We start from the raw sequence: 20181 nt of genomic DNA, 5'->3' as shown, positions 1-20181 counted from the left end.
CTAAAATCGACCGTTCTTAATTTAATTAGAGATTGATTCCATTTAATAAAGATTTTTTACGAATTTTGCGGAAATTTTTATTATCAATAATCTCCTAAATGGAAAAATTAGACAAGAATTATATCATAGGTTTCATACTGTTGTTTTTGATGTATGGTACCTACATCTACTTCAATGATTCTCTTACACCTCCTGCAGAACCAGTAAAAACCGAGGCCGCTGCTGCCAAAAAGCCTACAGCCGCTACGACAGCTCCAAATACTTTGGTGGTTGCAGATAGTTCTGTGGCAAATGCTCCTGAGCAATTGGTAACTGCTGAAAACGAAAACATAAAGGTGACGCTTTCTAGCAAAGGTGCCAAAATAGTAAAAGTAGAACTTAAGAACTACAAGACTTTTGACGCCTATCAAGCCAACAAGAAAGAAAGTCTGGTTTTATACGATGGAAAAAACACGGGTTCAGATTTTCAAATACCAACCAATGCGGGTGATGTAAGTCTATCAAACTTAAGTTTTGCAGTCTCTAAGCCAAGTGTGAACGTTGTTGGTGAAAAATCCGAGAACATTATTTTTTCTGTACCCGTTTCTGGTGGAAAAATCGAAAAAATATACACCATTACAGGCAAAGGTTTTGAAATCAAACAAGAAATCAAAACAGAAGGATTGGGTGCAGTTTTGAAAAACGCACCATCCACCATGATTTGGGAAAATCCTATGTTGGTCCTTGAAAATGACCTTTCAGAAAACCGCAAAGCAGCCCAAATAAACTATTTCGACAAAGAAGAAACTTTTGAAGACCTCGGCCTCGGAAGTACTTCTGACGAAAACGAAACCGCTGAATTGCCTGTAAAATGGTTCTCTTTCAAGCAGAAATACTTCACGTCAGGCGTAGTTTCGGAAAACGGCTACTTTGAAAAAACACAATATGATTTAAAAACACCAGTTGAAGATAGTTCAATCGTTAAGTTGGGGAAAATAACCGCTCAGATTCCTTTTACTGATTTGAGTCAAAACAAAGTTTCTCTAAAATACTATTTCGGGCCGAATGATTTAGATGCTCTGAAAAGCGTCGGAAACGATTTTCAGAAAAACTTATATTTGGGTTATGACATTGTGAAGCCTGTTAACTTGTACGTTTTCGTGCCTTTGTTTAACTGGGTAGAATCATTTGTCAGCAACTATGGTCTTTTGATTATTTTGGTGGTTTTGATGATAAAAATCACGCTAACGCCACTTATTTACAAGTCTTATGTTAGTTCGGCGAAAATGAGAGTATTGGCACCAGAAATAGCCGCCATCAAAGAAAAAGTAGGTGACGATGCAGTGAAAGTGCAACAAGAAACCATGAAACTTTACCAACAGGTAGGTGTGAGCCCGTTAAGTGGCTGTGTGCCTTTATTGCTTCAAATGCCGATTTTGATGTCTGTTTTCTTCTTGTTTCCGAACATGTTGATGTTTAGACAGAAAAACTTCTTGTGGGCCAATGACCTCTCTACTTATGATTCATTGATCAGTTGGGGCTTTAATTTACCTATAATCGGCCATCATATTAGTCTTTTTGTGGTATTGATGACCTTATCCTCTTTAGCGTTTACGTATTATAACAACCAAGTAACCCCTGACCAACCTGGTCCGGTGGATATGAAAAAGCTGTCGTATATATTCCCATTGGTGTTCTTTTTTGTATTGAACAGTTTCCCTGCGGCATTGAGTTTTTACTATTTGGTTTCCAACGTAGTCACCATCGCTCAGCAGCTAATCGTTAGGAAATTCATTGACGAAGATAAAATATTGGCGATTTTGGAGAAAAATCGAAAGAACTATCACAGCAAGCCTCAGAAAAAAAGTAAATTCGGAGATTTCATCCAGAAACAACTTCAGGCATCTGAAGAAATGAAAAAACAAAGCACCGAATTGAAAAATTCAAGAAAAAAGAAATAAAAAAACGCTCTACAAGTTTTAGATTTGTAGAGCATTTTTTTTAAACCCAAATAAGTATATCTCAACTTTATAATGAAAAAAACATTTATCATAGTGTTGGGTTTGATTTCAAACAGCTTTGGGCAACAGTTAAATGACCAAGCCTATCTGATTGAATACAAAAAAGCCGTACAACTTTTCGCCAATAGTCAGTATGAGCAAGCGGGTCAGAAGTTCGCACCTTTGTGTTCGAAAAACTACAGCAACCCTATGGTGCCGTATGCCTATTTTTACAATGCACTTACGGCCAAAAATAAAGGAAACTTATACCAAAGTCGAGTAATTTTCAGGTCGCTGTTTGAAAACTATTATGACTGGGACAAAATAAACGAGGCCCGGATAATTTACTCCGAGCTGAACTTTAGCGAAAACTACTTTGAAGAAGGCTTAAAGAGCCTGGAGGCCATCCAAGACAAAGAATTTGAAGGACTCAAAAATGATATCCTGAACCAGCATATTCCGAAAATAAAAAGTATTTCAACCCTCAAGGAGCTTTATTTCAAATTTCCCACACATGAAGTTTTGGCCAGAAATTTAGTCGAAAAAATTCAGGCAAACAGATATAATTCGAAGGATGATTTGGAGATATCTGATATGCTAACCAACAGATTTAAGCTCAAGGAGGTACCAAAAGGCAAAACGACCAACAAGTCTAGTTCCTCCTCCGCAACTGGCACTGAAGCAGCTTTAGATTTTGGAATTTTGTTGCCGTTTAATGTCAACGACCTTACGAATAGTGTAGCGGCCAACAAGTATACTTTTGAATTGTATGAGGGCATGAAAATAGCCACCGAACAACTCAAGACCCAAGGTATAAATGTTAATCTACATGCCTTTGATGTAAAAAAATCGAAGTATGATTTTCAAATACTTGAGAAAAGAGAGGGATTCAAGGACCTTGACCTCATGGTAGGTCCACTCTATCCAGACCCCAACGAAGAGGCGGTAGAGTTTGCAGTGAGCAATAAAATCATTCAAGTTCATCCGCTTTCCAATAATTTGAGTCTTTTGAAAGATGGAAACAATATATTTTTAATGCAACCATCGCATTTGCAGCAATCCAAGAAAACATTAGAATACGTATCTGGTTTAAACAGAAAGAAAACCGTAAGTATATATTTTGGAAACGCCAAGAAAGACTCTTTGTTTGCTTCGATTTACCGAAGTGAAGCATTGAAAAAAGGATATACCATAACTGTTTTTAAAAAATATGCAGGAAACCTGCAGAAACTTTTACCAGAGACTGGTCACATTTTCATAGCGACAGATAATAATCAAGGTGTTAAATTTCTACAAAGTGTTTCTTACAGCAAAATAACCGCTGAAACGGTATGTACGGCCGCATCTTTTGCATGGGATAAAAACCAAAGCAACACGTTTACAGAGCATGTTTCATTGATTTACCCTGAATTTGTAGCAAAAGATAAAGAGCATGTTAGAAACTTCGAAAAGACGTTTGTGGAAAAAATGGCCGGCCAACCTTCTTATTACGCCTATGCTGGACATGATCTGATCTTATTTTTTGCAAAAATGCTTAAAGATGGAAAAGACATTTTCAAACTAAACATAGAATCGGGAGAATATACTGACGAATATCTTTTGAGTGGGTTTGATTTCAGTGGGCGAATAAAGGAAAATGCCATAGTGCCGATTGTAAAATACAAGAATGAGGCGTTTGAGGAGATATTTAGATAAAACATGAAAAATAAAAATAGTACGAAGCTTTTTGAAGAAGCAAAACAGTTCATTCCAGGAGGAGTAAATTCACCAGTGAGGGCATTTAAATCGGTAGGTGGTAATCCACGATTCATTAAAAGAGCTAAAGGTGCATACCTGACTGATGAGGACAACAACAAGTATATTGACATGATAGGCTCTTGGGGGCCAATGATTCTCGGCCATGCCTTTGGTCCCATTGAGAATGAAGTTCGGAAGGCTGTAAAATCGGGCTTTTCTTTTGGTGCACCTACCAAAAAAGAAGTGACCATGGCCAAATTGATATGTGACTTGGTGCCTTCTGTAGAAATGGTACGGATGGTCAATTCCGGCACAGAAGCTACGATGTCAGCCATTAGACTAGCCAGAGCCTATACAGGAAAAGACAAAATCATAAAATTTGAAGGTTGTTATCACGGCCACGGAGATGCTTTTCTGATATCGGCCGGCAGCGGAGCCATGAGTATGGGACATCCAGACAGTCCAGGGGTCACACAAGCCACTGCAAATGATACATTAACTGTGCCTTACAATAATACGGAGGCTTTAGCACAAATAATCAAGAAAAATAAAGGTAAAATAGCTGGTCTTATTATTGAGCCTGTGGTTGGTAATATGGGCTGTGTTTTGCCAAATGATGGTTACCTGGCCTTTATTAGAGAAATATGTACCAAAGAAAACATTGTTCTCATTTTTGATGAGGTTATGACAGGCTTCAGGCTTGCCATTGGTGGTGCACAGGAACGTTTCGGCATAACTCCTGACTTGACTACCATGGGTAAAATCATCGGTGGTGGTATGCCTGTGGGTGCCTATGGCGGCAGAAAAGAGATCATGGAGATGGTGTCACCTTCTGGTCCTATGTATCAAGCCGGTACGCTTTCGGGTAATCCGATAGCCATGTCAGCTGGAATAGAAATGCTGAAACACCTCAAAAAACACAAGGACATTTACAAAGACTTGGATGAGGCTGGATTAGAATTGGCAACTGGTATCAGAAAATCGCTAAAGGAACTTGAAATTGATTACACCGTGAACCAAATAGGTTCCATGTACAGTCTCTTTTTTACGGATAAACAAGTGGTAGACTACGAAACTGCCAAAACATGCGATACCAAAACCTTTGGACTCTATTTCAACAAAATGTTAGAAAAAGGTGTTTACCTTGCCCCTAGCCAATTTGAGTCCTTGTTTTTATCTACCAAAATTGACAAAAAACTAATCAAGAAAATTCTGAAAGCCAACTTGGAAAGTTTAAAAGAAATAAAACTTGGAAAATGAGGAAGTATTCGATCATTATTCCTATTTACAACAGACCAGACGAATTAGACGAACTTTTGGATAGTTTGGAGCTACAAAGTTTCAAAAATTTCGAAATCATAGTTATTGAAGATGGCTCAAAATTACGGTGTGATAAAATAGTAGAAAAGCACAGTAAGGCCTTAGATATTAAGTACTTCTATAAGGAAAATGGTGGTCAAGGTTTTGCGAGAAACTATGGATTTGAAAAAGCTACAGGCGATTACTTCGTTCAATTTGACTCTGACGCCATTATTCCGTCGGATTATTTCGAAAAAGTTGAGAAATACTTTGAGCATGAATATCTTGATGCCTATGGCGGTCCAGATGCTGCCCATGAGTCTTTCACAGACACCCAAAAGGCCATCAATTTTGCTATGACTTCGGTTTTAACCACAGGTGGTACAAGAGGTAAAAATAAGAATCTTGGAGGAAAATTTCATCCAAGAAGCTTCAATTTTGGTATTTCTCGTGAAGTTTATGAAAAACTAGGTGGATACATTATTACCCGCATGGGCGAGGATATCGAATACAGTATCAGGATTATTGAGGCTGGATTTAAAGTGAAACTTATTCCTGAGGCGTTTATTTATCACAAACGCAGAACAAGTTTGAAGCAATTTTACAAGCAGTTGTTTTTCTTTGGAAGAGCGAGGATTAACATTTGGAGATTTTTTCCTAAGGAACTAAAACTTGTTCATTTTTTTCCAGTAGCCTTTACGCTTTTCGTACTGTCTATTCCATTGCAGATTCTCATTTTCAGACCTTTAGGAATATTTTCTTTGGCTGTATTGCTACTATTTTTACTTTTAATATTTATCAGCTCAACTATTGAAAATAAAAGTTTGACAGTTGGAATTAAAAGTGTGCCAGCGTCATTTATACAACTTTTTGCCTACGGCATGGGCTTCCTAAAAGAAGCCATAGCAGGTAAATCTTAGCTCATTATGAGGTCAAGATCAAGGGTAAGTTCTTCTAAGTTGGTTTTGACGCCTGGATACCAATCTAAGTGTAAGGAAATAGCCTTACAATCGTTCTGAAGGCATTCGGTAAACTCGTGACTGTAGCCACAAGAGGGGCATTTACCAATGTTCTCAAAATGGTTGAAACTCTCTCCGCAGAAGCATTTCCACAATTGATTTTTATTAGGAGCGGTTTTACAATCAGGACAACAAGCAGGCATTATTTATAGTTAAGGTGTACAAAAATAAGTTTTTTGGGCGTATTTTGTGCCAATATTTTGATAAAAATTTCGGTAAAATATAACAGACTTTGAAAGCAGAAAAGACAGAAAAGAAAATAGTTGATTATCAAATACTTAAGCGATTATTTGGCTTTTTGCTGCCATATAAGTCCAAGTTTACGCTTTTGGTATTTCTCATAATAATTGGAGCCTTGCTCGCCCCTGCCCTACCGTTAATGATTCAAACTACTATTGACGGTCCGATCGCCAGCGGAAATTACGGCCAATTGGCCTTATATCTCGGCATAATGGTCTTGATTTTGGTCCTGAACTCGGTGGTTTCCTACTACAATACTTATGAAGCGGGTTGGTTGAGTCAACAAATAATTCATGACATCAGGCAACAGGTATTTCAGAAAATCATACATCTCAAACTAAAATATTATGACCAAACTCCAATCGGCAAACTGGTAACTCGTACAATTTCTGATGTGGAATCACTTTCTGAGGTATTTAGTTCCGGCTTTGCGGCCATTGCGGGTGATTTCTTGCAGTTAATTTTGATTATTTCAGTCATGTTTTACCTCGACTGGAAGCTCACTCTTATTAGCATCAGCACCATACCGCTCTTATTGATAAGCACTTATGTATTTAAAGAAAAAGTAAAGAAGTCATTTAATCAGGTCAGAAATGCTGTGGCCAACCTAAATTCGTTCGTGCAGGAGCGTATTTCAGGAATGAGCCTGATTCAAATATTTAATGTTCAAAAACAAGAATTCGACAAGTTTAACAGCTTAAATCTCGAACACCGAAATGCCAACATCAAATCCATCTTGTATTATTCGGTTTATTTTCCCGTGGCAGATGTAATTTCGGCCTTAGGAGTAGGACTGATTGTTTGGTACGGAGCACAAGGACTGATCAATCATGAGGTTAGCTATGGTACCATTACGGCTTTCATTATGTTTATTAACCAGTTTTTTAGGCCCATAAGAATGATAGCTGACCGCATAAATACCTTACAAATGGGTGTTGTAAGTGTTTCTCGCATTATTGAAATATTGGACGACCAAGAGAATATAGAGCCAGAACTTGTTGAAAAGAGAGAAATTAAAGGCGAGGTGGCTTTCAAAAATGTTTGGTTTGCTTACATTGAAGAACAGTGGGTTTTGAAAAATCTAAGTTTTGAAGCCAAAATAGGTGAATCTGTGGCATTTGTTGGTGCTACAGGAGCAGGAAAAACTTCCATAATAAGTTTATTGAATGGATTTTATGCCATAAACCGGGGTGAAATATTGGTAGATGGCCAAAATATAAACAAGTGGAATCTTGAGAATTTGAGGAGTCAAATTGGAGTGGTATTACAAGATGTTTTCCTGTTCAAAGGCAGTATTGCTGAGAATTTGCGGATGGGAGACCAAAAGATTACAGATGAAATGATAGTGAATGCTGCCAAAGAGGTCGGTGTTCACGAGTTTATATGTCGTTTGCCGGGTCAATACGCCTACGAAGTTATGGAGCGTGGTGCCACGATTTCCATGGGGCAGCGACAGTTGCTTTCGTTTGTGCGAGTTCTACTACAAAATCCCAAAATAATTATTCTCGATGAGGCCACTTCATCTATAGATTCTGAGTCGGAGGAATTAATTCAGAATGCGATTGAGAAACTCATGAAAAATAGAACTTCTATAGTAATTGCCCACCGGTTGAGTACAATTCAGAAGGCCGATAAGATCATTTTGTTGGAAAAAGGCCAGATTATGGAAGTTGGCACGCATCAAAAGCTTTTGACAATGAATGGATTATACACCAAATTATACGAAATTCAGTTCGAAAAAGCACTTTGATTATCAATAACTTACGATTTTTTTGTACACTTTTGATAAAATTAACCAAAAACTCAAAAATAATTTTATTCATTTTTCCATTAGAATGGCACGAGAATTGAGATAGTATAATCAAAATTATACTACCCATGTTCCAGGAAAAAAATAAAACAATCTTATCAATCGCTCTCACTTTGCTTGTGTCTTTAGCAACTTTTGCTCAGAGCTCCAAAAAATTCACCGCTGGATATAAATACTCCAACGGATTTTCTAAAATTGTCTTAAACGGAAAGTACGGTTATATAGACAAAGAAGGTTCTTTGGCGATTCCATGCGTTTTCGACTACTCAAACGATTTTTCTAATAATTTTGCAATAGTTCGTAACGAAAAGAAATATGCTATCATCAGTTCAAACGGACTTCCGATTGTAGATTTCAAATACGAATACCTCGAAAACTTCTCAAATGGCCTAGCACTTTACAAACAAAACGGTAAGTTTGGTTTTATAGATCAAAAAGGAAAAGAAGTAATCGCTCCAATATTTGAATTTGCCACTAGTTTCTCAGAAGGCCTAGCCTTAGTAGAAAAAGCTGGTAAAGTTGGATTCATTAATAAGGCGGGAGAGTTTCAAATTGAGCCAAAGTTTGATTTCGCGAGTTCATTCATGGACGGCGTAGCCTTGGTAAAAGTCAATAATAAATTTGGCTACATCAATACAAAAGGTGCTACGGTTATAGAACCAATTTACGAGTCAGCCACCGCCTTCAGTGAAGGTCTAGCAGCGGTTAAACTGAATGGTAAGTTTGGCGTTATCAATAAAAAAGCAAAGCTTGTTGTAGATTTTCAATTTTCAAACATTGCTGCCTTTAAAGACGGCATAGCGGTTTTTGAAAGAGACGGTGTTTTTGGTTTAATGGATACTAAAGGTAACATTACAACCGAAAACTTCCAATATATAGAAGAAGCATCGGAAGGTTTATTCGGGTTTAAGAAATTTGGTCTATGGGGCTTTATGAATCAAAAAGGTCAGACTATTGTAGAGCCAATTTTTGAGAATATAAGGGCTTTTTCAAACGGAATGGCCGTTGTGAGTGTAAACAAGAAATTTGGATATATTGATTCAAAAGGTAAATTGGTAGTGCCAATTATATTCGATAATGCTACTGATTTTTCTGAAGGCTTAGGTGCGGTAAAATTCAGGGAGAGTTATTTATTTATCGACCAAAAGGCTAAAGAAAGAATAGAAATCACTAGAAGCTTGGATAACCAAGATCGTATAATGGTGAAAGTTCTTGATCAAGACGCTGACTCTAAAGATGCCTTGATTAGCAGCATTGCATTAGACTGACATTTATTTTCTTGAAATATATAATCACCTGAACGCTTGTTTAGGTGATTTTTTATTTTTTGAGCAATTCCATTACTGTCTTAATCGGTAAAGCCTCCGCCTTGTAGCCATTAAAACCTTGCAAATCTTCAGCCGCAAAAAGCGAATTGATAATAGCCTCCTCAGTGGCTTCTACTACACCTTGAAATAACAAATCCAAATCGTTGTTTCTCAACACCTTGAAGGTTTCGTACATTTCTTTGCTGTCGTGTGCAATTCTTAAATCCTTGGCCGTAGAGAGGGCAATTACGTAATCTCCACTGCCGTTGGCAGCCATTCCGCCAGTTCTAGACAAACCCAACATGGCTCTGGCTGCTAACCTTTTCAAGTTTTTGGCGTTCAGAGGAGCATCCGTAATCACCACCATCATACATGAGCCGTCCTCTTCATATTCCTTGTCAATATTTTTGAATTTATAATTACCCAGCAACTGACCTATCGGCTTACCTCCTATCTGTAGAACACCTCCAAAGTTGGACTGTACCAAAACTCCAACCGTATAACCACCTTTTGATATTGGTAAAATACGCGATGAAGTACCTATGCCACCTTTGAAACCCAAACTCATGGTTCCTGTTCCAGCACCCACATTTCCTTCTGCCACTTTTCCAGAATTAGCTGAAGCTATGGCTTCTAACATATTTTCTTTGGTCAAAACTCTGGCCCTAATATCATTCAAACCGCCATCGTTGGTTTCACCAACTACTGCATTTACACTTTTTACGGTTTTGTTCTCTGGGTTTTGAATTGTAAAATCTATTAGGGCATCAATGGCCGTAGAAACAACCATGGTATTGGTGAGTAATATTGGCGTTTCAATATTTCCAAGTTCTTCGACTTGTGTATAACCCGCCAATTTACCAAAACCATTACCTATATAGATGGCTGCAGGCACCTTATTTTGAAAAATATTCTCTTCGATGGGTAAAATTGCAGTGACACCAGTGTGGATATCAGTTCCTTGGTGAAGTGTAAAATGACCAACTTTAACACCCGGTACATCAGTGATGGCATTGAGATTTCCCGTTTTAAGAATACCAAATTCAATTCCAAGTTCTCTAGGTCGAGGTTTTTGAGAAAATGAAGGAATTTGTAAAATCAGGAGAAAAGAGAGTAAAAGAAATCGCATTTCAGGTATTTTTTTGCAAAAAGTACTTCAACTAAAGCAAAAAAGCAAACTGCGTTTGTTTTATCTATCCAAAAATATTAGACTTCTCCTTAAACTCGGTTGGAGACAGATTCTTTTTCTTCTTAAAAATACGGCAGAAATAAGAAAAGCTATTGAATCCAGAGGCCAAATAGGCTTCCTTCACACTCATCCGTGGATTTCGAAGTAAACTTTCGGCTACTTTTAGACGCTCTTCTATGATGAAATCATTGGGCGATGAGCCCAACTCGTGCTTGAAGGTTCTGTAAAAATTAGACTCACTCATGTAAGCTTTTTCACTCAAAATATCAATGGACAAATCCTCAGTAAGGTTTTCTCTGATAAACTTTATGATATAAGAAATTCTATCGTTGTTGGCATCAGTCAGAGATTTTTTCCTATACATGGACTTGGTTTCGGTTTGTAAAATCCTGATTACCAATTCCTGAATCAATAAATCTGAAAAAATATCTTTGGAAGGATGATTTTCTGTAAAAATAAAAATCAACCGCTGAAGTATCTGATTAATAGCGACATCATTGGTAAAGTGATAGTTATAATCCATCACAGACCATTCCAGACCATTTTGTTTGGTCCCTCGGTTGTTCAACAAATCAACAGCTTCTTGAAGTTTTTCCTCAGAAAGTGCCAAGGCCAAACATTGCGTTGGATTATGAACCGATGCCTCCGGAAAATCAATGACCATTTTTTCATTAGAAGGCAAAATGACAGACTCACCTGGTAAGAAACCAAAAGAAGGTGAACCATCTAGGTGCATCACTTTTTTACCTTTAATCATGCTTGCCAAAACTGGTTGCGGAAACCGCAAATAAACCTGAGAGGCTTGTAGATGAGTCTCAAAAATGTTCAACTCGGCATTTTTCAAAGTGTGTACAGTTCTGTTCTCGACGTGATTTTCGAGTTTACGGTTTTCGTAATGAGCAGAACTTAGGTTTAACATCTCTGATATTTTTACTAAAAATAGATAATATTATTTTTCCTGCAAAAAATTGAACAATCCAAATAGCACATTTCAGCAAAATATGCGAGAAAAATGCAACAGAATGCAGAAATGTTCAATCAGAAAGCAGAAAAATGAAATTGGTCGATAGAATAATGCTACTAAATATAAACATTTAAAGATTGTTTTGTACCATATCTATTTCAAACCAAAAAAAAGAAAACTATGTCAAGCGAAAACAGCAATCTCGTGGCAAAACCAAGCTTAAAGCCTCATTACGACAACTATATCAATGGTAAATGGACACCGCCTTCTACAGGCCAATATTTTGAAGTAGTATCGCCAGTAGATGGAAAAGTGATGTCCAAAGCAGCACATTCTGACAAACTAGACATTGAAATGGCCGTTAACGCCGCACACGAAGCATTCAAAACATGGAGCAAAACTTCGTCTACCGAAAGAAGTATAATTCTGAATAAAATAGCAGATAGAATGGAGGCTAATCTTTCGCATTTAGCGGCAGTAGAAACCATGGACAATGGCAAGGCCGTAAGAGAAACTTTGGCTGCCGACTTACCTTTGGCCATTGATCACTTCAGATATTTTGCCGGGGTTATTCGTGCCGAAGAAGGTAGTATTTCAGAATTGGACGCTGACACCGTATCGATTATAGTCCACGAACCTATTGGTGTTATAGCTCAGATTATTCCATGGAATTTCCCGATATTGATGGCTGTTTGGAAATTGGCTCCGGCTATTGCTGCTGGTAACTGCGTGGTTCTGAAACCTGCGGAAAGTACGCCAATATCTATTATGGTTATGATGGAATTGATCGGAGATTTGCTACCTGACGGCGTGGTGAACATCGTAAATGGTTTCGGTGCTGAACTAGGCAGAACTTTGGTAACCAATCCGAAAGTTTCGAAGGCGGCCTTTACAGGTTCGACAGCAACGGGTAGAATGGTAATGCAATATGCCACGGAAAACATTATCCCAGTAACTTTAGAATTGGGTGGAAAATCACCAAATATTTTCTTCCCTTCGGTGATGGACGCAGATGATGAGTTTTTGGACAAGGCTATTGAAGGTGCCGTGCTTTTTGCACTTAACCAAGGCGAAGTATGTACCTGTCCGTCTCGACTTTTAGTCCATGAGTCTATTTATGATAGATTTATTGAAAGAGTAATTGGCCGAGTAAAAGCCATAAAAGTAGGAAATCCTTTAGACCCAACAGTGATGATGGGGGCACAAGCGTCTCAAATTCAAAAAGATAAGATACTTTCATATATTAATCTTGGTAAACAAGAAGGAGCCGAATTGCTTTGTGGTGGAGATGTAAATCATTTGGGTGGTGACTTGGAAGGTGGATATTACATTCAACCAACACTTTTCAAAGGCCAAAATAAGATGAGAATTTTCCAAGAAGAAATCTTTGGTCCAGTGCTGGCAGTGACAACCTTCAAAACTACTGAAGAGGCCTTGGAAATAGCGAATGACACACTTTATGGCTTAGGAGCTGGAGTTTGGACACGTGACGCACACGAACTTTACACGGTTCCGAGAGCTATTCAGGCTGGTCGTGTTTGGGTAAATCAATATCATGCTTACCCAGCTGGTGCACCATTTGGTGGCTATAAACAATCTGGTATTGGCAGAGAAAACCACAAAATGATGTTGGGACACTATCGGCAATCAAAAAATATGTTGATATCTTACAACAAAAACAAGCTTGGTTTCTTTTGATTTAAAGGGAAATAAGTAATTCACAGCCGCAAATTCTCAGAGTATTTTTGATGAATTTGCGGTTTTTAAATTTAAAAAAATGGAAAAAATTAAGCGATTGGATGCTACTGAAAAAGCACTCGAACTCATAGAAATGCTCGCAGAAAAATTCGGGGATTTGATGTTTTATCAAGCCGGAGGCTGCTGCGAAGGCACTCAGCCTCAGTGTTTTGAAAAAGGCGGATTCTACTTAAGAATGGGGGATGTATGCATAGGCACTATTAAAGGATTTGAGTTTTGGGTGGACAAAGACTTATTTGAATATTGGAAATACTCACATTTCACATTAGACGTATCTGAGGGCTTTGGACCCGGCGGCTTTTCCTTAGAAACTCCTTACGGCAAAACCTTTAAAGTCATTTACAGACTTTTCACAGAAGAAGAAACTGCCAAATTGGAGGAAGTCAGGTTGAATGATTAGTCTGGAATTTATTCGAAAAAGTATTTGTATACCAAAGTGTAATAGTAAAAATTGAATTTATTCTGAAGGACATTTGACCTCGAAGATTCTAGATTGATTTTGGCCAAGTTAAATTCCGCAAATCGGATTATTCCTTCTTCGAATCGCATTTTGGCTAATTCAAAGGCTTTTTGCTGTGATTTTTCTTGATTTTGAGCTTGTAAAAATTTACTTTTCGAGATTTCTATGTAGGTTTTGTACTCTTTCAATTCGTTAGAAATTTCCTGCTCGGCCTTCTGGTAATTGTTCTGAGCAATGAGTTTTTCAATTTTCTGAGACTGAATTTGAGAGTTCCTGAGGCCTTTGTCATAAATCGGATACTGAAAATTGACTTTTAGACCTAAACCGAAATTTGAGAAAAGTTGATTAAAATAACCAAAGTTAGACTCTTTAACGTTCGGAATTGTTCTGACTTCACTCACCGGAAACTTTATGTTTTCGATACTCACAAACTGATTAGAACTCACCAGAATTTCCTGTTTGGGTGTTCCTCCCAGATTCTTGAATCGAGGTGGTGCCTCACTAGAAAAATTAGAAAAAAGACCTCCATTAAGAAAAACAAAAGGTTTTCTCTGACTTTTTTTGAGCAAAAGGTTGATATCAGCTTGGTTGACCTCAAGTTGCTTTTGCTTTAGATGTGGTACCCCTACAATACTCGTGGTTAGATTCGGATTAGTCATAGTAATGTTTGATGGCTCCTGAACCTCAAAATCTACCAAGTCTTTCTGATTGAGTAGCTGTGAGAGATTGACTTTAGCTAGTTTGAGATTACCCTCTGCCTCCACTATCTGATAAATTTCATTCTCGAGTTGGGCGTTTAGATCTATTTTGCTTGCGGCAGCCTCATTTCCAAGCTCAGAAAGGGCATTTGCTCTCTTTATTTGCTCCTCCACAATGGCTTTTTGTTCTTTTTTGATTCTCAAAATCTCTTTTTTCAAAACCACCTCCAGGTAAGCCAATGCCACGGATTTCTTAATTTCTATTTTTGATTTTTCAGCTTCTAATTGAACCACACTTTTTTCTAATTGATTGAGTTTGGTAGTATTCTTTATTTGGCCACCGTTGTATAAAGTGGCGTTGGAGGAAAACCCCACATTGGCCGAATTGATAGGTTTTGTAACGAATTGGTTGCTAAAAGGGTCGATATTTCGACCTAAATTAAAACCTTGAGAAAAATCACTTGACAAAGACGGGTACTTTTCGAGTTGAGACTGCTTTACTTTTACATTGGCTATTTTAGTTTGCAACGATAGATTCTTGTAGTCTTGGTTGTTGTTCAGGGCCATATCAATACAGTTCTCCAAACTCAATGCCTTTTGAGCAAAAGAATGGGCGAATTGCATTAAAATGCCGCAAAAAAGCAACAAAAACTTACCTTTTAACATACTTTCTGATTTCGTAAAACAACTTTTCTATTAGTCTTAAATCCTCCGTAACAATCTCGCCCGAGGCGGTCATACCTACTTTTATCTTTACGTTTTTGTTAAAAGTCTTGAGTTCGTTATTGGGCAATAAAACCTTGATTTTATACACTGAATCAATCGGAATATCAGAAATAGTCTCAATTTTGGCATCCATTGTCCCAAACTCTTGATAAGGGTACCCGTCAAATTTGAGAATCACCCTTTGTCCCACCTTGATTTTTCCAATATTGTACTGCCCAACATACATTTCACCGTAAACTTTGGCACTGTTTGGCAATATGTAGAAAAGATTTTCACCATTTTTGAGCTGCTGATTGGCCTGAATATTCTTGAGATAAATGAGTTTTCCATCCGTAGAAGCCACCAAATAATGTATTTTTTCCCAATTTTCAATCGCCTGTAAAAGTCTATTAATCTCTTGCTTAAAGGCCGAATTTTGCTCCACTTTACCCTTCCTAACCGACAAAATCTCTTGTCTCTTCTGATTTTTCTGAAGCTGATTGGTATTGAAAGTAGATATAATCTGATCTATTTGTTGTTTTTTGGCAATTACCTTGCTTTCTGCCAGTCGTAACTCATTGGTAGATATTAATCCCTTTTTGTTCAGTTTCTGTTGATTGGCGAATTCTTCTTTGGCGAGATTATAATCGTTGTTATAGTTAGATATTTGTTTCTGAAGATTTTCATCCATTTCTTCTATTTCCGCCAAGTCCCGGTTCAGAATAGAAATTTTCTCGGACTCCACTCCAGCAGGGTCAAAATTACTTTTTGAAGTAAATACCTGTGCAAAACTTTGAAAGTCTTGTTGTATTTCACCCAAATTATTAAACTCGCTTAAAGTTGAAGTGCTACCTCCACCTTTACTCACATCGTTCTGAATACCAAGCAAATAGACCTTAAGTTTTTCTATTTCAGCAGGATCGGCAATGGACTCTATGCGGCCAATCCGTTGGTGCTTCTTGACCATTTGGCCTTCTTTGGCATATATTTCCTCCAGAAGCCCGTCTTTCTTGGCATTTACTGGTTTCGCTATGTCTTCACTTGTGATTTGTACCGCTCCCTTTAACAAATCAGGATATTCCACGAACCAACTGATAGCCAAAATCATCAAAACCACAATCAGCGTCCAAGTACTGCCCCATTTAACCAGCCAAGACGGCGGAGCCTCCAGCACTTCCTTCACAAGGTCACTTCGTTCCGCTTTTCCGAGCCCTTTTAGTTTCCTCTCGGTATTTTGATTTCTTTGCCCGGCTAGACCTAGGTCTTTTATACTTTTATTGATGCCCAACACCTCAGAGCCGCCATAATTATCCTTTTCAAAGTTCCCACTTTTACCCAAAGGTTTTTCATCGTGCGGACCGTTCAAAATCCGCATACTTAGCTTGTCTTGGGTATATTTTTTGTCGTAGCTGTTTTCCATAGTTTAGCCCAATTCGAGTTGATTTTTAACCAATGAAAAATAAAACCCACGATTTTGAATCAAAGCCTCATGGCTACCGACTTCGGCCACCTGACCATTTTCAAGGACGATTATCTGGTCGGCATTTTTAACGGTACTAAGTCTATGAGCAACTATAATCACGGTTTTTCCTCTGAAAAAGCTATTCAGATTTTGCATAATAACTCGCTCATTATTAGCATCCAGTGCATTGGTGGCCTCGTCAAAGAAAATAAAACTCGGATTTTTGTAAACCGCTCTGGCTATCAGTATTCTTTGTTTTTGGCCTTGACTCACTCCTATTCCTTCATCACCAATTTTGGTATTATAACCCATCGGAAGTTGTTCTATAAATGGGGTAATATTGGCTACTCTGACCGCATGAAAGAGTCTTTCATGGTCAATTTTTTCGACACCTACCGCTATGTTTTTGGCGATAGAATCCGAAAATATATATCCTTCCTGCATCACAGTGCCGCACTCTTGTCTCCAAGCACTTGGTAGAATATTACTAAGATTGGAATCGCCAACGGAAATTTTGCCCGAGCTGGGTTCATAAAATCTCAAAAGAAGTTTCAGCAAAGTGGTTTTGCCTGAGCCACTGGAACCCACTATGGCCGTGACTTTGCCAGCAGTTATGTGCATATTGATGTTTTTGAGTGTCGGTTTTTCGATACCTGGATAGGCAAAATCCATGTTCTCAATCGAAATATCGCCCTCGGTATTAAAATTTTGTATAAATGAATTTTCAAAAGGCTCCTCGTCTTTCAATGTATGAATCTCATTGAGTCTTTCTAGACTAATTTTGGCGTCTTGATAATGCTGAATAAAACCGACCAAGCTGTCTATGGGGCCATTGAGTTGACCCACAATATATTGCAGAGCCATCATGCCACCTAGTGTAAGGTTCCCCTCTATCACTTCTTTGGCTGCTATGAAAGCGATTAGGATGTTTTTACCTTCATTTATGAGCAAAGCACCCGAACTTTGAAACTGCTCCAAAGCCAAGTTTTTAAGATTCAATCTAAAAATTTTGATCTGGAGATTTTCCCATTCCCATCGTTTATCTTGTTCAGAATTGGTGAGTTTGATATCTTGAACACCAGATATCATTTGAATAATTTTAGACTGATTCTGAGCTGAATAGGTGAATTTTGTTTGGTTAATGGTTCGTCTTCTTTTAAGAAAAAACCGCACCCAGAAAACGTACATGAGACCACTGACGATATAAATAGCAAAGATTTTGATATCATAGTACGCCAAAACAAACCCGAAAACTATAAAAGTAAAGAAGTTAAAAACAAAGCTGAGGGTGGTGGAAGAAAGAAACGATTCTATCTCGTGGTGGTCATCAATTCTTTGTAAAATATCACCAGTCATCTTTGTATCAAAAAATGAAGGTGGCAGGTTCAAAAGCTTTATCAGAAAATCTGAAATAATGGTCAGGTTTAGTCGCATACTGATGTGCAGCAGCAACCAGCTCCTGATAAATTCAAGACCGGTTCTCCCAAAAAAGAGCATCAACTGAGCTATAAAAACCAGATAGATGAAGTTGAGGTTTTTGGTCTGAATACCTGTATCTACCACTGACTGCGTCAGAAAAGGCAGAATCATGGATATCAGTGTACCCGCCAAAAGGCCGATAAAAAGCTGAAAAATGAGTGCCTTGTATTTGACCAAGTAAGTACCGATACGCTTAAAACTTAAAGCCTCAAGTGAGTCGTGATTTTCGAATTCGGCAAATTTCGGAGTGGTTTCCAGTAAAAGTGCTATACCTTCTTTTTCGTCAATACTAATCCAGTGTTCTTCAAACTCGGCTCGGGAATACACTTCATTGTCAGTGCCAGGATTGGCCACATAAACATTGGTTTTCTTGCCTTTTTGTTTGATGTCGTGCACCACCACAAAATGGTTTTGGTCCCAATGAACAATACACGGCAGAGGAGCTTCTTGAAGTTGTTCAAAGGTGACCTTAACGCCCAAAGACCTAAAACCCAATGAATCAGCAGCTTTACTAATACCTTTTAAGGAAACTCCTTCTTTGTTTATCTGGCATTTTTCTCGGAGATATTGGATATTTACATTTTTGCCATAGTGTTTTGCAACCATACGAAGGCAGGTAGGTCCGCAGTCCATCTGGTCAAACTGACGATAATGTATAAATTTTTTACCCAATATTTTGTAATAATCCTAAGGCTAATAAATCAAAATTCATGCCGTATAATGGTTTTTGAGAAACCAAAAAAAGGAAACCTCAAATGAAGTTTCCTTTCCAACATAAACAATTAATATTTCTTAAAAAATCTCGAAATCATTCTGGTAATCTATCTTCTACTACAAGAGGTACTACCTCAGATGGTCGTGTACAAGTATTTGGTTTAGAGTTACATCCACCTAATCTTCCAAAAGAAAAACTAAATGAGCTATGCTTTTAACTCAACATAGACTTCTACAAATTTCTGCTGATGGTTCATCGTAGTTATTCCACAAAATATTATTTCCTAAACCAAAAAGTACCACCTTTTATGTCAAAAATTTTATCACTGTTTAATGCTACAGCGAGTAGTTACTTAGATTTTTCAATTTTTAGGGTGATTTGCATTTAACAGCAGCACAAAAGTGAAAACATAAGACGAGAGGTCTTATATACCAAAGTATATAAAATGACAATAACCCGATTTTTTTAATAAAAAACCGAGTCGAAACTTTAAAGACGAAACAAAAACTACCGTTTTATCTCTTCTTCTAACAAAGAAGAAATCTGAAAACACGCATTGTCAAGAATATTTGATACCACATGATCGTCTGTTGCGGTCCTTATGGTTTCAGCTATCTTTTTAATAATCTCCAAATAAAAACCTTTGAGTTCCAAGGTCTGCATTTCTTTGTTCCAGAGTTCCATCACCATAGAACCGCGACCCTTGGCATCCCACACACCTATAGATATAGCTTTGGCCTCCTCCACTTCTATGCCTGAGTTGTTTCCCCAGAGTATTCGCTCGGGTACATTCTCAGCGTCGGAATTGATCTCTATTTGTATGTTGGTAGTGTTCAAATCTGTTTTATTTCCAATTTTTCAAGACAAAAACTATACCAAAAGGATTATTTTTCTTTGGTCAAAAAAATATTTTTTTAAAAGTTTTTTTAAAAAAACACCGATACAGGGCCAAACAGTCTTCTAATGCAGAAATCATCATAATGATGGAAAATTAAAATCAAAGAATTTATACCTAACTTAGAACACTATTGAATGGTATAGTTTTTGAATTTCACCTACCATTAGTGAGTGAAAATTATGAGCTTAGAATTACACCTACCTATAGCCATCGGAAAAAATTTACGTAACCTGAGGATGAACTTTGGATACTCCCAGCAAGAGATTTCTTACATGTTGGATGTAACCCAAACCACCTACTCGAAATGGGAAAGCGACCTCAAAACGCCCACCATCAAAAATATAGTGAAAGTGAGCCAGTTTTTTAAAGTGCCCTTGGAAGATATTATATACGACACTTATCTTCTAAAAAAAGCGGATCTCAAAACTTCGGCCTAACAGATAAAGGATATTTTTAACGTTA

Annotated in this window: 16 protein-coding genes; 9 read left to right on the top strand and 7 right to left on the bottom strand. The window is 37.7% G+C overall.

What is annotated here, in order from left to right:
- Nucleotides 1-98 precede the first annotated feature (98 nt).
- From yidC to EGI31_RS00340, 4 genes are all read left to right on the top strand, one after another.
- Nucleotides 99-1940 carry a membrane protein insertase YidC gene (gene yidC / locus EGI31_RS00355; RefSeq protein WP_255035122.1) on the top strand — a complete coding sequence of 614 codons (1842 nt, stop codon included), beginning with the start codon at nucleotides 99-101 and terminating at the stop codon, nucleotides 1938-1940.
- A 72-nt stretch (nucleotides 1941-2012) separates the two neighbouring features.
- Nucleotides 2013-3674, top strand: coding sequence for a type 1 periplasmic-binding domain-containing protein (locus tag EGI31_RS00350; protein WP_255035121.1), 1662 nt, complete (start codon nucleotides 2013-2015; stop codon nucleotides 3672-3674).
- A 3-nt stretch (nucleotides 3675-3677) separates the two neighbouring features.
- On the top strand, nucleotides 3678-4976 hold the full coding sequence (gene hemL, locus EGI31_RS00345; protein WP_255035120.1) for a glutamate-1-semialdehyde 2,1-aminomutase: 1299 nt from the start codon (nucleotides 3678-3680) through the stop codon (nucleotides 4974-4976).
- On the top strand, nucleotides 4973-5935 hold the full coding sequence (locus EGI31_RS00340; protein ID WP_255035119.1) for a glycosyltransferase family 2 protein: 963 nt from the start codon (nucleotides 4973-4975) through the stop codon (nucleotides 5933-5935). Before hemL ends, EGI31_RS00340 begins: the two co-directional genes overlap by 4 nt.
- Here EGI31_RS00340 and EGI31_RS00335 read toward each other — a convergent pair.
- Nucleotides 5932-6177: a hypothetical protein gene (locus EGI31_RS00335; protein WP_255035117.1), complete on the bottom strand. Its 246-nt coding sequence runs from the start codon at nucleotides 6175-6177 to the stop codon at nucleotides 5932-5934. The two genes, EGI31_RS00340 and EGI31_RS00335, sit on opposite strands and share 4 nt — an antisense overlap.
- Before the next feature lie 89 nt (nucleotides 6178-6266).
- Here EGI31_RS00335 and EGI31_RS00330 point away from each other — a divergent pair, with 89 nt between their 5' ends.
- Both EGI31_RS00330 and EGI31_RS00325 read left to right on the top strand, forming a co-directional pair.
- Complete coding sequence (locus tag EGI31_RS00330; RefSeq protein WP_255035116.1) at nucleotides 6267-8024, top strand: ABC transporter ATP-binding protein; 1758 nt, start codon at nucleotides 6267-6269, stop codon at nucleotides 8022-8024.
- 128 nt (nucleotides 8025-8152) lie between these two features.
- On the top strand, nucleotides 8153-9352 hold the full coding sequence (locus tag EGI31_RS00325; protein WP_255035115.1) for a WG repeat-containing protein: 1200 nt from the start codon (nucleotides 8153-8155) through the stop codon (nucleotides 9350-9352).
- Between the two features lie 52 nt (nucleotides 9353-9404).
- Here the strand turns inward: EGI31_RS00325 and EGI31_RS00320 are convergent, their stop codons facing one another.
- Together EGI31_RS00320 and EGI31_RS00315 are read right to left on the bottom strand one after the other, a co-directional pair.
- Entirely contained in the window at nucleotides 9405-10520 is a 1116-nt protein-coding gene (locus EGI31_RS00320; RefSeq protein ID WP_255035114.1) for a DmpA family aminopeptidase, read from the bottom strand.
- A 64-nt stretch (nucleotides 10521-10584) separates the two neighbouring features.
- Nucleotides 10585-11499 (bottom strand): AraC family transcriptional regulator, encoded by a 915-nt coding sequence (locus tag EGI31_RS00315; RefSeq protein ID WP_255035113.1) that lies wholly within the window; start codon nucleotides 11497-11499, stop codon nucleotides 10585-10587.
- A 225-nt stretch (nucleotides 11500-11724) separates the two neighbouring features.
- On the opposite strand from EGI31_RS00315, the gene EGI31_RS00310 reads away from it, so the two are divergent.
- Together EGI31_RS00310 and EGI31_RS00305 are read left to right on the top strand one after the other, a co-directional pair.
- Nucleotides 11725-13242: an aldehyde dehydrogenase family protein gene (locus EGI31_RS00310; RefSeq protein WP_255035112.1), complete on the top strand. Its 1518-nt coding sequence runs from the start codon at nucleotides 11725-11727 to the stop codon at nucleotides 13240-13242.
- A 79-nt stretch (nucleotides 13243-13321) separates the two neighbouring features.
- Nucleotides 13322-13702, top strand: coding sequence for a DUF779 domain-containing protein (locus EGI31_RS00305; RefSeq protein ID WP_255035111.1), 381 nt, complete (start codon nucleotides 13322-13324; stop codon nucleotides 13700-13702).
- 8 nt (nucleotides 13703-13710) lie between these two features.
- Here EGI31_RS00305 and EGI31_RS00300 read toward each other — a convergent pair whose 3' ends face one another.
- The 4 genes from EGI31_RS00300 to EGI31_RS00285 all read right to left on the bottom strand — a co-directional run bounded on the left by EGI31_RS00300 (nucleotide 13711) and on the right by EGI31_RS00285 (nucleotide 19658).
- Entirely contained in the window at nucleotides 13711-15084 is a 1374-nt protein-coding gene (locus EGI31_RS00300; protein ID WP_255035110.1) for a TolC family protein, read from the bottom strand.
- Between the two features lie 28 nt (nucleotides 15085-15112).
- The gene (locus EGI31_RS00295; protein WP_255035109.1) at nucleotides 15113-16585 is read right to left on the bottom strand and encodes an HlyD family secretion protein; all 1473 of its coding nucleotides are present in this window, start codon (nucleotides 16583-16585) and stop codon (nucleotides 15113-15115) included.
- 3 nt (nucleotides 16586-16588) lie between these two features.
- Nucleotides 16589-18778 (bottom strand): peptidase domain-containing ABC transporter, encoded by a 2190-nt coding sequence (locus tag EGI31_RS00290; RefSeq protein WP_255035108.1) that lies wholly within the window; start codon nucleotides 18776-18778, stop codon nucleotides 16589-16591.
- A 550-nt stretch (nucleotides 18779-19328) separates the two neighbouring features.
- Nucleotides 19329-19658, bottom strand: a complete 330-nt coding sequence (locus tag EGI31_RS00285) for a hypothetical protein (RefSeq protein ID WP_255035107.1) — start codon at nucleotides 19656-19658, stop codon at nucleotides 19329-19331.
- 240 nt (nucleotides 19659-19898) lie between these two features.
- On the opposite strand from EGI31_RS00285, the gene EGI31_RS00280 reads away from it, so the two are divergent.
- Nucleotides 19899-20156, top strand: coding sequence for a helix-turn-helix domain-containing protein (locus EGI31_RS00280; protein WP_255035106.1), 258 nt, complete (start codon nucleotides 19899-19901; stop codon nucleotides 20154-20156).
- Nucleotides 20157-20181 lie beyond the last annotated feature (25 nt).

This window comes from Lacihabitans soyangensis, assembly GCF_024343775.1.
GTDB lineage: Bacteria > Bacteroidota > Bacteroidia > Cytophagales > Spirosomataceae > Leadbetterella > Leadbetterella soyangensis.
This window is presented reverse-complemented; position numbering and strand designations above follow the sequence as displayed.

Coding starts and splice junctions, on each gene's coding strand:
- EGI31_RS00340 (WP_255035119.1), top strand. CDS start 4,973: ATGAGGAAGTATTCGATCATTATTCCTATTTACAACAGACCAGACGAA.
- EGI31_RS00305 (WP_255035111.1), top strand. CDS start 13,322: ATGGAAAAAATTAAGCGATTGGATGCTACTGAAAAAGCACTCGAACTC.
- EGI31_RS00335 (WP_255035117.1), bottom strand. CDS start 6,177: ATGCCTGCTTGTTGTCCTGATTGTAAAACCGCTCCTAATAAAAATCAA.
- yidC (WP_255035122.1), top strand. CDS start 99: ATGGAAAAATTAGACAAGAATTATATCATAGGTTTCATACTGTTGTTT.
- EGI31_RS00300 (WP_255035110.1), bottom strand. CDS start 15,084: ATGCAATTCGCCCATTCTTTTGCTCAAAAGGCATTGAGTTTGGAGAAC.
- hemL (WP_255035120.1), top strand. CDS start 3,678: ATGAAAAATAAAAATAGTACGAAGCTTTTTGAAGAAGCAAAACAGTTC.
- EGI31_RS00295 (WP_255035109.1), bottom strand. CDS start 16,585: ATGGAAAACAGCTACGACAAAAAATATACCCAAGACAAGCTAAGTATG.
- EGI31_RS00325 (WP_255035115.1), top strand. CDS start 8,153: ATGTTCCAGGAAAAAAATAAAACAATCTTATCAATCGCTCTCACTTTG.
- EGI31_RS00350 (WP_255035121.1), top strand. CDS start 2,013: ATGAAAAAAACATTTATCATAGTGTTGGGTTTGATTTCAAACAGCTTT.
- EGI31_RS00310 (WP_255035112.1), top strand. CDS start 11,725: ATGTCAAGCGAAAACAGCAATCTCGTGGCAAAACCAAGCTTAAAGCCT.
- EGI31_RS00280 (WP_255035106.1), top strand. CDS start 19,899: ATGAGCTTAGAATTACACCTACCTATAGCCATCGGAAAAAATTTACGT.
- EGI31_RS00315 (WP_255035113.1), bottom strand. CDS start 11,499: ATGTTAAACCTAAGTTCTGCTCATTACGAAAACCGTAAACTCGAAAAT.
- EGI31_RS00320 (WP_255035114.1), bottom strand. CDS start 10,520: ATGCGATTTCTTTTACTCTCTTTTCTCCTGATTTTACAAATTCCTTCA.